Below are 13,443 nucleotides of genomic sequence, written 5' to 3' on the forward strand. Positions count from 1 at the left end.
GAATAACAAATTTTTAGAATTTTTAATATGGCTATAGATAAAATCGCATTGTTTGAAAAAGTACAGGAAATGCTGACATCCAAAGGTTTTCGTATTGATAAATCAGATGCTGCACGCCCTTGGGGAGGATTTTTCGTTATCGACGAATCCCAAGCACAAGAATTTGCCGATGAGTACTTCGGCGGAATGGATGTACAAGAACTAAGAATCTCAGGGAAATTAAGTCCAAAAATTTTAATTGTTGCACCAGAGAAAAGACTTTCATGGCAATATCACCACCGTCGTGCCGAAATCTGGCGTGTTATCCAGGGGAACGTAGGCGTTATGGTTTCTGACACAGATGAAGAATCGGTTGTTTCAACATTGAAAGAGGGAGAAACAATTAGATTACGCCAAGGACAACGTCACCGTTTAATCGGATTGGATGGCTTCGGTATTTTAGCCGAGATCTGGCAGCACACAGATGCCAACAATCCTTCTGATGAAGACGATATTGTTCGCGTACAAGATGATTTTGGCAGATAATAGCCCCACAAGACCGTTAACGCCAAAACAAAGATTCCCAATCAACAATTGGGAATCTTTGTTTTTACCCCAAACATAAAGTGCCATAGCAGCCGATTCACTCTCCCTACTTTGCATTTCATCGCTTTTATCCAAGCTCCTCCACCAGACGTCCATTTCAGGTGTTCCATAATGCAATTCATTAGAAGAGAATATTAATTTTTATTATTTTAGTAGAGATATAATCAACTATGACATGATGAGCAACGACGATACTAAAAGAGGATCCAGTATATTAAACAGTCTAAAGAAATTAATTTTTGAGGACGATCAACCGCAGCAAACTCCGCCGGTACAAGCCCCACCGGCTCCGACCACTAATGCCGCTCCTGAAAGACCGCAGGTACCACCGGCATATTCATCGCCGACGGCCCAGGCTCCAACTGGAAAAACACCGCCCCCAATTCCTATAACAGCCAATGACGGAACAACCGACCTCAAAGAAATGAAATTAAAGGTCTATGCCATTCTTGAAAAACTCAACGAACAGGGTGTAGATTTTTTCGAAGTATGGAATGCTGCTGCCGCAATGGGAAAAGTAGAGGAAAACACATTAAAAGCAGCCTATACTTCACTGAAATTTGTAGACAGTTCGTTAACCAAGGATAAACTGGTAGCAACTGGCACAAATTATGCTAATAAATTGAAAGAAACCATTGCCAAAGAATCGGAACAAAAACAGGCTGAAAAGAAAAAGACTGAACAAGACCGAACCATGGAGATTGCAAATCTGAACACTGAAATCAAAACAATAACGGAGAATATCGCCAAATTGCAAGATGACCTACAGAAAAAACAACTCGCTTTGGGTCAAATTAATGAAAAGTACGAACCAAGAATTAAAGATATCGAACAAAAAATAAACATCGGCAACGCGGCCGTTGATGAAGTGGTCTCCGAAATCAACACTGCATTGCATATGATTAATCAATCAATAACATAAAAATAAATCAATGGAAAGAAAAGATCAGTATGTTAATATTCCCGCTGAGATAAAAACGCAACTTCCGATATTTCAAGTACTGGGCGATCATTTGCCTACACAATTAAAATCACCAGAAGCGAAGAAGACAGCTTCGTCGATCTTCTTTTGGGCGCTTTTACTTGGCGGAGCTTTTGCTTTTTTCAAGTACTTACCGATTATGCTGGAATATGCCGGAAAAAGTATACTTTTTGTGATATTCAGTATAATCCTGATTACCTTATTATTGCTAGCGCCAAAGATCATTGCGCTATTACACCGATTGGGAACCGTCCTACTTTTTAAAGGTGAAAAATCCATCATTAGAAATAACCCTATCGAAACCTTACAACTGTTATCAAGAGATGCAAAAGACACCCTGAAACGCGTGAAGGAAAAAATCAGCAATGTAGACGGTGTCCGCATCGACATGATTCAAAGTGGTGAAACTGCTCAAAAAACAGCCGAAGAGAAGTACACCTATGCGAAACGTTTCACCGCTGAAGCGGCTAATCTCGACGAGAAATCAAAGGAGGAAACGAGCAAAAATAATGCAGAGAAGGCAAATGCTTATGCAAGAGATGCCAAAGAAACACGTACCAAAGCATTTCTATTGGGAAAAGAAGGTGAATCTGAGGAGCAAAATGCGCGCAGTTATGTCCAATATGCCAATCAATTTGCAAAAGTATTGGAAGTCCTAAAAGATAATGAAAGCGCAGCGCGTATCTATGTCAGCACCTTGGATAGCAGCATTTCCATTATTTCCAAGAAGCTAGAAGCCACTCAAAAGATGAAAAATGCCACCGATGGCCTAGCCGATGTGTTCAATATTAAAGATGGCTGGGCATTTCAAGAGGCCATGAATGCAGCAACAGGTGCCATCAGTCAAAATATTGCCTCTATCCGATCGAATCTTGATTTCTTGGATCAAAACAACAACATCACCGTGGGTGGCACGCCTACTCAAGGTGAACTGGAAGAGTTTATCCGCAAAGTTGACGAACGTAATCTAAATGTATTAAACGTAACGCAAATGGCCGATGCCAGCTATGAACTCAAACCCGAAGAAAAAGTAGATAAAGGATTTACATTACTCGATTAATATTAACTAAAATCAAACTTATTATACGAACATTATGGAAGAAAAATCAACATGGGCAAGATTAAGATGGCCAATCAAAGCAATTATCATCGCCTTACCTATTCTCGCAATCGGTTATTGGGCCATTCAATCGGGCAAATTTGATGCTAATTCGACAGTCCAAACAACAGATTCAACAAGCAATAATAGTCATGCGGCCGCACCTTCATCAGGCTCAGAAACGACTCGTTCATTCAACTATCAACCCGAAAAACCAATCGACGGCGAATACAAGGGTGTCGTTGAAGTGGGCGCTTCGGGTTTCAATTCCTTTGTCGTCAATATGGACAAAGAAAATCGCTGGGAGATCATTTCCAAAGACTTTGGAAAGTCATTTGCATACGAAGGATTGGCAAATACGGAAGACATCCGTAAAGGATTAAAAGATTATATAGGCATGATGCTCGACAAAGGCGTCAAATCCAAAAACATACATTTCGTTATTAGCTCCGGAGCTCAAAAAGAACCTAAAACTTCAGTTATCAGTGCTGAACTAAGAAAAATGGGCTTTGTGGTCAACTTGGTTACAGCGGAGCAAGAAGGAAAATTAGCGTTAAAATCTGTCCTACCGAAAGCTTACGAAGATAATTCATTTGTTGTTGACATTGGCTCCGGTAACACCAAAATTTCCTGGATTGACGGTGACACAAAATCGGTAGAAGCACCCGGTGCAAAATATTATGAAAAAGACCTTAAAGATGACGCTGTCTATACAGAAGTAAAAAAATTAGGCGAAAAAATTCCAGCAAATAAAAGAGAAGTTTGTTTTATTATAGGCGGGGTTCCTTTTGAATTAGCATCGCAGACACGCCAAGGTGAAGAGCGTTTTACGGTTTTGAACGATCCGGCATCTTACAAAACAGATAAAGTAAAAACAAAGAGCGGTGTCAACATCTATAAAGCAATTAAAGATGCAACCAATTGCGACACCTTCGTATTTGATTGGGATGCCAATTTCACGATCGGATTCCTACTTTCACTAAACAAATAGTCAAGACGATTAGCATAAAAAAAAGCGCTGTTCTCTTTTATTGAGAACACGCTTTTTTTATAACCTTTTTTGTTATCCCATAAAACTCAAGAGATATAAAACAATAATGATCGCCAATACCAAAAAAGCGATTTTCCAAAAGCTATAAGGTCTTTGTCCATAAACTTTACCGTTAAATGCATTGACCATGATCTGATAACTCTTTCCTTTGTACTGATAAGCTGATAACCACACAGGTAAAAGAATATACTTCAATTTAATGGATTTAAAATCGCTATCAATAGAATCAATATCCTGTGTATCACCACCGATGTCATTCTCAACCTGACGTTCGATTTCCCGATCCATAATAGTCCGGGCAGTTTCCGCCGCTTTTACATGATCCACACTAAAAGTTTCAGCGATAAAGCCACTTAAATATTGCTCATTGAAAGGTTTTAGATAGCCCAAATTCCAAGGTCCGATTTTATCAGAGAACTTTTCGGGAAGAGATGTTGATCCCGAAATGACAATATCCTTAAATTGACTATAGATACTACCTGAAGCTGGATACCAATTTGTTCGTCTTTCTTCGTATTCTTCCGTCTCACCATCCGAATTGCGTCTTGTACGCGTCACATAATAATACTCTCCACGTGACCCGACGTAATCAGAATGTACATCTGCATCATAGGACCAAAATGGTATATACACTCCTTTTAAACGATCATTTCTTGAATTAAAAATTCGCTTAAAGTCATTCGGAGCGAACCATATCTTACCGGCCCATTGTGTCAATAGCCCAAAAGCATTTTTGTAATCAACGGAAAAGGGAACAAGACCATGTGGCTTCACAATACGCTTTTGCTGATGGTCAATTACCAAAGGTGAAGCACAAAAAGCACATAAATCTGCCGTAACATGAGGATTCAAACGCGAGTTTGCGCCACAGTTACTACAGTGCACAACTTCAGCCAAATAGCTATAGCGCTCATCGGCGACTCCTTCCATTGCTTGTCCAAAAACTTTATAATCTGTAGATTCAATATGCCCATCTTCCGGTAGCTGATCCGCTATTTCATTCCTAGTTCCACAATAGGAACACTCTAAATAGGAAGTACCAGGCTGATAAGTCAAAATAGCACCACAGCCCTGGCATTTTAACCCCTGCTCTATTTCGGAGGTTTTTTCTTCAAAACTCATAAAACTCGGTCGTCCGTTTTATCCTAAACTCCTGGTATCGGTGGCGGGTTCTGCGAAAACAGATCCTTTAATTCGCCTACCTTTTCAGCCTCAATCCAGTTTTCAAGTCCCTCTTTCCAAACCAAGGTGGCAAGTGTCATCGTCCCCTCTTTTACAAGACCGCGCAGCTGTTCCGGATCAAATGGCCCTTCCTGCTTACCTTTAATGGCCAGGTAATAAGCTACCGTTTTGGGCAATGGAGGCGGTCCAACGGCTCCGGTAGACGAAGCTACAGCAGCTGAGCCCATACCAGTAGGATTATTCCCATCAAAACTGTTTTGCTGAAATACATTACCCATTTGACCAACCATTCCTGCTCCCAGCCCAGCACCAAATCCAGCACCTACGATCCCCCCACTATTGGGATTCTCAGCAGCTTTCTCCATGGAATTAGCCGCTTGAAATTGGGCATATGCCCCTAGATTACCAACGACCCCCATACTGCTTCGCTTATCAAGCGCTTTTTCCACCTCTTCTGGGAATGAAATATTTTCGATTAAGAATTTCGTTAAGCTCAAACCCAACTCCTCAAAATCAACCCCAATTTTTTGTTGTATCAAAGCCGAAACTTCATCATAGTTGGATGCGAGGTCTAAGGCTGGTATCTTCGACTCAGCAATAGCATCCATCCCACGCGATACCGCAATATTTCGAAGCTGCTCTGTGATATCTTCAACAGTAAAAACAGGCGTCGTCGCAACCAGCTGTTTCATAAAAATAGTAACATCCTTCACCTGAAAGGAGAAATTACCGAAAGCCCGAAGTCGAATTGGTCCAAATTCAGGATCCCGCAGCATAATCGGATTTTTGGTTCCCCATTTCTGATTGACAAATTGTCGAAGGTTGACAAAATAGACATCGGCTTTGAATGGGCTATTGAACCCGTATTTCCAACCTCTGATGGTTGTCATGATCGGCATATTCTGTGTTGTCAATTCATAGCGACCAGGCTGAAAAACATCCGCAACCACACCTTCATTCAAAAATACCGCAGCCTGCCCTTCCCGCACAGTCAACTGCGCACCCATTTTTATTTCATTCTGATACCGTGGAAACTTCCACACAATCGTATCTGCGCTATTATCGACCCATTCGATAATATCGACAAACTCATTCCTGATTTTATCAAATAATCCCATAAATTATTCTCGTTACAATTACTTACACTAAATGTAAACATTTCCCCCCAAACCGGCAATTTTCTTCAACAGCACGCAAACGATCGATATCTAAAAAATTTAGCCTTTTAAACTACTTATCGTAGTTTATTTTTTTTACTTTTGTTAGCTAAGTTCTACATTAATTTATGAGTACATATAACGAAGACAGCATTAGGTCCCTGGATTGGAAAGAGCATATTCGCCTTCGTCCGGGAATGTACATTGGAAAATTAGGGGACGGTTCGGCCTATGATGATGGTATCTATGTTTTATTGAAAGAGGTCGTTGACAACTCGATTGATGAGTTTGTTATGGGCGCTGGTAAAATTATTGATATCACGGTAAACGAAAATAAAGTTTCCGTACGCGATTATGGACGTGGTATTCCAATTGGTTCTGTGGTTGATGTTGTTTCTAAAATCAATACAGGTGGTAAATATGATAGTAAGGCTTTCCAAAAGTCCGTTGGTTTAAATGGTGTCGGTACAAAAGCCGTAAATGCTTTGTCCAGTCAGTTTACCGTACAGTCATATCGTCAAAACATAACGCGCATCGCCCAATTCTCCAAAGGGGAATTAGTCAACGATGAACAAAAGGATACAACACAACGAAATGGTACAGCCGTAACATTTTACCCCGACGATTCTATTTTCCGGAATTATAAATATAGGCCTGAATTTGTTGAAAACATGATCTGGAACTATGTTTTTCTAAACTCAGGTCTTACGATCAACTTTAATGGGCAAAAGTTTATTTCTGAGCACGGACTAAAAGATCTATTGGAACGAAATATTGATGCTGAATCCATGCGCTATCCGATTATTCACTTACGGGGGGATGATATTGAAATCGCGATGACTCACGGCCAGCAGTACGGAGAAGAATATTATTCTTTTGTCAACGGTCAGCATACCACGCAAGGTGGAACACACCAGGCTGCCTTCCGTGAGGCACTTGTCAAAACAATCCGCGAGTTCTACAAAAAAGAATTTGACGCATCGGATATTCGTTCATCAATCATCGGCGCCATCGCGATCAAAGTGCAGGAACCTGTTTTCGAATCACAGACGAAAACAAAGCTAGGATCTCAAAGTGTAGGCCCGGAAGGTCCTACTGTAAGAGGATTTATCAATGACTTTGTCAAAAAAGCATTGGATGATTACCTACATAAAAATCCGGCTACGGCAGATGCTCTTCAAAAACGTATTCTACAGTCTGAACGTGAACGTAAGGATATCGCCGGGATCAAAAAACTCGCCAACGAAAGAGCGAAGAAAGCCTCTTTGCACAATCGTAAACTACGTGACTGTAAAGTGCACTTCAGCGATAAAAATGAACGTAACCAAGAAACAACTTTGTTTATCACTGAGGGGGATTCTGCATCTGGTTCCATTACCAAATCGCGGGATGTGCAGACTCAAGCAGTTTTCAGTTTAAAAGGAAAACCGTTAAACTCCTACGGCATGTCCAAAAAGATCGTTTATGAAAACGAAGAATTTAACCTCTTACAACACGCGCTTAATATTGAAGACGGTCTCGATGGATTACGCTACAACAATATCGTTATCGCTACCGATGCCGACGTCGATGGAATGCACATCCGTCTGTTGTTATTGACATTTTTCTTGCAGTTTTTTCCAGACCTTGTCAAAGCTGGTCACGTTTCCATCTTACAGACACCACTTTTCCGTGTCCGCAACAAAAAGGAAACGATCTATTGTTATTCCGATGAAGAACGACAAAAAGCAATCGCAAAATTAGGCGCTAAGCCTGAAATTACCCGATTCAAAGGTTTAGGTGAGATATCACCTTCCGAATTCGGATTATTTATCGGAAAAGATATCCGCCTTGATCCGGTTATCTTGTCCAAAGACAATAAAATTCAACAGTTATTAGAATATTACATGGGCAAAAACACACCAGACCGACAAAAACATATTGTCGAAAATCTACGTGTTGAAGTTGACCTTGAAGAAGAACTAACAAAAAAAGCGGGTTAAAATAACCCGCTTTTTTAGCAACCTACAACCACCTTTCATGCACAACCAAACCTTAATTCTGATCCAATGTCAAGATGCCGTTGGATTGGTCGCCAACATTTCAAATACGCTAGCAAAATATCAGCTCAATATTGTCACCATGCGTGAATATGTGGATGAAGAAGCCAACAAATTTTTCGTGCGTGTCGTGTGTAACGGGCTCATGTCTGAGCAGAAAAAGCTTTCCGATTCCCTTGCCGAAGTACTTCCTCCATCCGCTCAGATACAAATAAACCCCAATAACCGCAAAAAAATCGTCGTCCTCGTGACCAAGGAGCATCACTGCCTTGCCGATATCTTAGTAAGACAACACTTCGAAACATGGGGAGCGGAGGTGCAGGCAGTAATTGGTAACTATGAATCACTACGCTCCTTTACAGAAAAGTTCGATATCCCATTTCATTGTATCTCGCATGAAAACCTAACAAAGGAAACATTCGAAAAACAGCTGATCGCACAAATCCAAAACTATCATTTCGATTATATTATTTTAGCGAAGTTTATGCGGATCTTGTCCCCTCAGTTTGTCAGTACCTTTGAAAATAAACTGGTTAACATACACCATTCATTTCTCCCCGCTTTTATTGGCGCCAACCCGTACAAGCAGGCTCATGCAAGAGGAGTTAAGATCATCGGCGCCACAGCGCATTTCGTTACCGACCAACTCGATGAGGGCCCCATCATCGTACAGGATATACGACATGTCAACCACACCTATACTGTAAAAGATATGGTAACTGCCGGAAAAGAAATAGAAAAGGCTGTTTTGAGCAGAGCAATTCGTCTCCTTAGCGAAGATCGTGTGATGCGCAACGATTACAAGACAATTGTATTTGAATAGTGATTACAATCATTTCCCCATAAAACAATCATTACTTTTTTTCAGCGTTATTCTCCATTATTTCGTAAAAGAAATATTTAAGAATGACGCATACTTTTCATATCCCCGTATTAGGCTTAGCTTTCTCCATCGACTCCGCACTTAAGGTCGCACAATACGGTATCTCATCCGTAATGTCTATTGTTGACGATGAACTAATCGAGCGCATGCGCCGCTATTACTGCGGACAATATCAAATCTCCTATCATCCGATCGCTAAAACAGAAGACGATTACCGAGCAAAAAGAATTACGGCCTATCTCAATCTTGTACAGTTTGTGGTCAATAGGCAAATCGAGGCCTTAAAGCGTCAACCTTTTACCAAAAATTCCGAACTTACCAAATATTTTCAGCTTCTACCCGATTCTCACCCTTCAAAACCAATTTATCATGCGATGGAAATTGAAAGCAATCGCGCGATTAAAACCGAGCTGCAAGATCTATTGATCAATTACCTCAAAGCGGGAGACATCGATGTTAATATTATGTCCAAAGTCGATAAAATGAATTACCAGGATGGTAACCTATTGGATCAACATTATTCTGATGCTTCAGCAGCCTTACGTGGTTTTGCCAACTCCACCCTGCATTCCTCTCTTATTCTTTCTGCAGGGATGAATCCACACCTATACGCTTACCTCGCTGAATTACCGGCTTTCTTCCCAAATAGTGAAGGTCTATTTGACAAAAAAATCGTTTTGAAAGTAAGTGACTTTCGATCGGCGCTCATCCAGGCAAAATATCTCGCTAAGCGTGGTGTATGGGTATCTGAATTCAGAATAGAATCCGGTTTGAACTGCGGTGGTCATGCCTTCGCAACCGATGGTTTTCTTCTGGGGCCAATCCTTCAGGAGTTTAAAGAGAAAAAAGAAAGTCTGAAAACCGAACTTTTCGAGATATACCACGAATATTGGACTTCCCAAGGGCGCTCATTAACAACTCCCCCTATCATCAAGTATACAGTTCAAGGAGGTGTGGGAACTGCTTCAGAACATCAATTCTTGTTAAATTATTATGGATTCGATGCCGTAGGATGGGGATCCCCATTTCTGATGGTTCCCGAAGCAACAACGGTAGATCAAGAAACCTTAAAAGCATTGGAAACTGCCAAGCAAGAAGACTTTTACTGTAGTGGGGCATCTCCCTTGGGAATTCCCTTTAACAATTTCAGAAAAAGTGGCGCGGAGTATCTACGATTGGAACGTATAAAAAAAGGGCGCCCCGGTAGCCCTTGTAAAAAAGAATACCTTATTTCAAACACAGAGTTTAGTGATAAACCGATCTGCACCGCATCACGCGTCTATCAACATCAAAAGATCCAGGAACTCCAAAAACAAAACCTGTCCGCTGCAGAATACGATAAAGCCTTCGACGCCATTACAGAGAAAACCTGTCTTTGTGAAGGGCTCGCAGCACCCGCCTATCTCAAGTACAATATCCAGAAGAGCAAAGAACAGACCGCTGTATCCATCTGCCCAGGCCCAAATCTTGTCTGGTTCAAAAAACAATATTCTTTGCGGGAAATGATCGACCACATCTATGGCCGTATTTCGGTTTTTGAAAATGACAACAGACCTTTTATTTTAATTAACGAACTCAATCTTTATATCGATCATATTCAAAAATATGTCGCAGACAATAAAAATATCATGAACGATAAAAAGATAAAATATGTAGCCAAATTCAAAGCACAATTACAAGCTGGAATAACCTATTACAACGAACTTACCCAACACTTATCGCTCATTCCACAAAACATCAGCGCAGCGATCCCAAGACAGCTTGAACTTGCATCACTACGTTTAAAAGACATACATATTTAACTCCCTGATATAGCTTAAAAACAAACACGGGGCGCTTAAATAAGCACCCCGTGTTGTTATCAAAGAATCTTTTGACAAGTCTTACTCCGCTATTTTGCGAAATTTACCAAATACGCCAAGTGGAAGTTTTGGTCCTGCAGTTGCTTGTAAAAACAACTCCCCTATTTCTAAGTTTTCCACTTTTGGAAAAGCCGTCTTAATTAAATTTTCAACAATAACAGAAGAAAAGCCTAATGAATACGTATTTAAAATCAAGAAATGTTCTTTAGGATCCAATAATTGAACGACATCAGTCATCATTTCCATAATGTGATCTTCCAATTTCCATTTCTCTCCCTTCGGCCCATGTCCGTATGCCGGTGGATCCAAAATAATCCCATTATACGTATTACCTCTTTTCAGCTCACGTTTTACAAACTTCAAAGCATCTTCAACCACCCAACGAATGTTATCCAAATTGGAAATTTCCATATTTTCATTAGCCCAGGTAACTACCTGTTTAATAGAATCTACGTGCGTTGTATCCGCACCGGCAGCCTTTGCTATTAAAGATGCTCCACCAGTGTATGCAAAAAGATTTAGAACCTTCGGTTTCTCCGTCTTAAATGAACGAACAGATTCCGAAATATAATCCCAATTTACAGCCTGCTCCGGAAATATCCCGACGTGTTTAAAAGATGTCAAGCCCAATCTAAATTTGATGGCCACGTCGTTATTTTTATATTCGATGTGCCAACGGTCCTGGACCTTCGGATTTTTCTTCAACCATTCTCCAGAAGTAGCCGAACGACCTTTGAATTTGATATGGTAACGCTTGTTCCAATCCGCATCACTCAATGCCTTAGGCCATACAGCCTGAGGTTCTGGTCTGATTAAAATTAAATCACCAAAACGTTCCAGTTTTTCAAAATCACCACAGTCAATGAGTTCATAGTCCTTCCAATGCTGTGGGGTCAATAGTTGTATATTTGTTGCTGCCAAAATCAAAATTTTCCGACAAAACTAAGCTAAATTTCAATAGAAAAGAAATCTGCACGATGCTAACGCAGATCAAACACCTAAAATTAAGCGCTATAAAGCCCTCTTCTTACATGTTATTGCCCCATTGAAGCCTTAGCACTTTTCATTAATGGACTTGCAAAAACAAAGTTGTTCAATTCTTCCACATCCGATCGCATCATATCCTTATTGGAACCTTCCCAGAATTTTTGTCCCTTATAGAGAAACAAAATATACTCACCAATTCCCATCACAGAATTCATATCATGTGTAACAACGACCGTCGTACATTTCAATTCTTGCGTAATTTTTAGCACCAATTCGTCAATAACAATCGAAGTCTCCGGATCTAATCCCGAATTGGGTTCATCACAAAAAAGGTATTTGGGGTTCATACTAATTGCGCGTGCAATTCCAACCCGCTTTTTCATCCCCCCCGATAGTTCCGCAGGGAACAATTTATTTCTTCCCTCTAGATTAACCTGTTCCAGACAATGATTTGCCCGATCTAATTTCTCCGCTTTGGACATCTCCGTAAACATGTCCAGCGAAAACATAATATTCTGTTCGACCGTCATCGAATCAAACAGCGCTGAATTTTGAAAAAGCATGCCTATTTCTTTTCGAATAGGAACGCGCTCTTCAAAATTCATCCGAGTAAAATCCTTGCCATCAAAAATCACCTTTCCTTTTTCCGGTTGATGCAGGCCCACAATACATTTCAATAAAGTACTCTTTCCGGAACCCGACCCCCCGATAATCAAACTCACTTTTCCAGGTTCGAAATTTGCACTGATACCCTTCAGAACGTGATTGTCTCCAAATGACTTGTTAATATCTTCGATTTGAATCATAAAATCTTTTTAAAGCATTAATGCGGTTATCACATAATCTGCAGCAAGAATAGTTATGCAGCCAACTACAACTGCTTCTGTGCTAGCTTGCCCAACTTCCAAAGCTCCCCCCTTTACATTATACCCTTTATAAGCTGATATCGAAGTAATAATAAACCCAAATACAACAGCTTTAACAAGGGCAACTGTCACCGTAAAACCATTGAAACCATCTTGAATTCCTAAAATATAATCCGCCTGTGTCACAGCACCCGAAAGTGACCCGCCCAACAGACCGCCAACTAAAGCGCATACGATGGAAATAATAACCAACATCGGAATCATGGTGATACCTGCCAATATTTTGGGTAATATCAAATAACCAGGGGCATTGATCCCCATAATTTCCAAGGCATCAATTTGCTCTGTCACACGCATGGATCCGATCTGCGAAGATATAGACGACCCAATTTTTCCCATTAGGACTAACCCCGAGATCGTTGGTCCCAATTCCAAAATATTTGAATCCCGGTTGATCGAACCTATAATAGAATTTGGGATCAAATCGGAAACCATCTGAAAGGCAATTTGCATGGTCATAACAGCTCCAATGAAGGTGGAAATAATGACGATAAGCCCCAAAGATCCTATACCAATATCGGTCATTGCCAATACGGTTTCCTTCCAATAAATTCGACCTTTCTCCGGTCTTTTAAAAACTGATTTCAGGAGTATGAGATATGCACCAATGTGATGAAAGATCATATTATCTATTTAATTTCAATGTATTACGCCAATTTTATGGTTATACTAAACCAAGCAATCCATTAA

General features: G+C 40.5%; 12 protein-coding genes. 7 read left to right on the forward strand and 5 right to left on the reverse strand.

The annotated features are described in order from the left end of the window. Positions 1-69: 69 nt before the first annotated feature. The 4 genes from BV902_RS24635 (at position 70) to BV902_RS24650 (ending at position 3,657) form a co-directional block, all read left to right on the forward strand. The gene (locus tag BV902_RS24635; RefSeq protein WP_237241829.1) at positions 70-525 is read left to right on the forward strand and encodes a phosphoheptose isomerase; all 456 of its coding nucleotides are present in this window, start codon (positions 70-72) and stop codon (positions 523-525) included. Between the two features lie 235 nt (positions 526-760). Further along, positions 761-1,507, forward strand: a complete 747-nt coding sequence (locus tag BV902_RS24640) for a hypothetical protein (RefSeq protein ID WP_157626217.1) — start codon at positions 761-763, stop codon at positions 1,505-1,507. 10 nt (positions 1,508-1,517) lie between these two features. Continuing rightward, on the forward strand, positions 1,518-2,627 hold the full coding sequence (locus tag BV902_RS24645) for a hypothetical protein (RefSeq protein WP_075994175.1): 1,110 nt from the start codon (positions 1,518-1,520) through the stop codon (positions 2,625-2,627). A gap of 34 nt (positions 2,628-2,661) precedes the next feature. Next, entirely contained in the window at positions 2,662-3,657 is a 996-nt protein-coding gene (locus BV902_RS24650; protein WP_075994176.1) for a hypothetical protein, read from the forward strand. Between the two features lie 72 nt (positions 3,658-3,729). On the opposite strand, the gene BV902_RS24655 is transcribed toward BV902_RS24650, so the two are convergent. After that, positions 3,730-4,839 (reverse strand): zinc finger domain-containing protein, encoded by a 1,110-nt coding sequence (locus BV902_RS24655; RefSeq protein ID WP_075994177.1) that lies wholly within the window; start codon positions 4,837-4,839, stop codon positions 3,730-3,732. Between the two features lie 23 nt (positions 4,840-4,862). Continuing rightward, a complete protein-coding gene (locus BV902_RS24660) occupies positions 4,863-6,017 on the reverse strand; it encodes an SPFH domain-containing protein (RefSeq protein ID WP_075994178.1) in 1,155 nt (384 codons plus the stop codon). A 167-nt stretch (positions 6,018-6,184) separates the two neighbouring features. On the opposite strand from BV902_RS24660, the gene BV902_RS24665 reads away from it, so the two are divergent. The 3 genes from BV902_RS24665 (at position 6,185) to BV902_RS24675 (ending at position 10,780) form a co-directional block, all read left to right on the forward strand. Continuing rightward, complete coding sequence (locus BV902_RS24665) at positions 6,185-8,038, forward strand: DNA topoisomerase IV subunit B (RefSeq protein ID WP_075994179.1); 1,854 nt, start codon at positions 6,185-6,187, stop codon at positions 8,036-8,038. A gap of 37 nt (positions 8,039-8,075) precedes the next feature. Further along, complete coding sequence (gene purU / locus BV902_RS24670) at positions 8,076-8,918, forward strand: formyltetrahydrofolate deformylase (protein ID WP_075994180.1); 843 nt, start codon at positions 8,076-8,078, stop codon at positions 8,916-8,918. Between the two features lie 83 nt (positions 8,919-9,001). Further along, the gene (locus BV902_RS24675; protein ID WP_075994181.1) at positions 9,002-10,780 is read left to right on the forward strand and encodes a hypothetical protein; all 1,779 of its coding nucleotides are present in this window, start codon (positions 9,002-9,004) and stop codon (positions 10,778-10,780) included. Between the two features lie 81 nt (positions 10,781-10,861). Here BV902_RS24675 and BV902_RS24680 read toward each other — a convergent pair whose 3' ends face one another. The 3 genes from BV902_RS24680 to BV902_RS24690 all read right to left on the reverse strand — a co-directional run bounded on the left by BV902_RS24680 (position 10,862) and on the right by BV902_RS24690 (position 13,377). Further along, complete coding sequence (locus BV902_RS24680) at positions 10,862-11,767, reverse strand: class I SAM-dependent methyltransferase (protein WP_075994182.1); 906 nt, start codon at positions 11,765-11,767, stop codon at positions 10,862-10,864. Between the two features lie 107 nt (positions 11,768-11,874). Next, positions 11,875-12,633 carry an ABC transporter ATP-binding protein gene (locus tag BV902_RS24685; protein WP_075994183.1) on the reverse strand — a complete coding sequence of 253 codons (759 nt, stop codon included), beginning with the start codon at positions 12,631-12,633 and terminating at the stop codon, positions 11,875-11,877. 9 nt (positions 12,634-12,642) lie between these two features. Further along, positions 12,643-13,377 carry an MlaE family ABC transporter permease gene (locus BV902_RS24690; protein ID WP_046671950.1) on the reverse strand — a complete coding sequence of 245 codons (735 nt, stop codon included), beginning with the start codon at positions 13,375-13,377 and terminating at the stop codon, positions 12,643-12,645. Positions 13,378-13,443: the final 66 nt, after the last annotated feature.

This window comes from Sphingobacterium sp. B29, assembly GCF_001952815.1.
Taxonomy (GTDB): domain Bacteria; phylum Bacteroidota; class Bacteroidia; order Sphingobacteriales; family Sphingobacteriaceae; genus Sphingobacterium; species Sphingobacterium siyangense.

What these genes read in the sequence shown, in the direction of transcription:
- BV902_RS24655 (WP_075994177.1), bottom strand. Translation starts at nt 4,839, where the DNA reads ATGAGTTTTGAAGAAAAAACCTCCGAAATAGAGCAGGGGTTAAAATGC.
- BV902_RS24640 (WP_157626217.1), top strand. Translation starts at nt 761, where the DNA reads ATGATGAGCAACGACGATACTAAAAGAGGATCCAGTATATTAAACAGT.
- BV902_RS24650 (WP_075994176.1), top strand. Translation starts at nt 2,662, where the DNA reads ATGGAAGAAAAATCAACATGGGCAAGATTAAGATGGCCAATCAAAGCA.
- BV902_RS24665 (WP_075994179.1), top strand. Translation starts at nt 6,185, where the DNA reads ATGAGTACATATAACGAAGACAGCATTAGGTCCCTGGATTGGAAAGAG.
- BV902_RS24635 (WP_237241829.1), top strand. Translation starts at nt 70, where the DNA reads ATGCTGACATCCAAAGGTTTTCGTATTGATAAATCAGATGCTGCACGC.
- BV902_RS24685 (WP_075994183.1), bottom strand. Translation starts at nt 12,633, where the DNA reads ATGATTCAAATCGAAGATATTAACAAGTCATTTGGAGACAATCACGTT.
- BV902_RS24690 (WP_046671950.1), bottom strand. Translation starts at nt 13,377, where the DNA reads ATGATCTTTCATCACATTGGTGCATATCTCATACTCCTGAAATCAGTT.
- BV902_RS24660 (WP_075994178.1), bottom strand. Translation starts at nt 6,017, where the DNA reads ATGGGATTATTTGATAAAATCAGGAATGAGTTTGTCGATATTATCGAA.
- BV902_RS24645 (WP_075994175.1), top strand. Translation starts at nt 1,518, where the DNA reads ATGGAAAGAAAAGATCAGTATGTTAATATTCCCGCTGAGATAAAAACG.
- BV902_RS24675 (WP_075994181.1), top strand. Translation starts at nt 9,002, where the DNA reads ATGACGCATACTTTTCATATCCCCGTATTAGGCTTAGCTTTCTCCATC.
- purU (WP_075994180.1), top strand. Translation starts at nt 8,076, where the DNA reads ATGCACAACCAAACCTTAATTCTGATCCAATGTCAAGATGCCGTTGGA.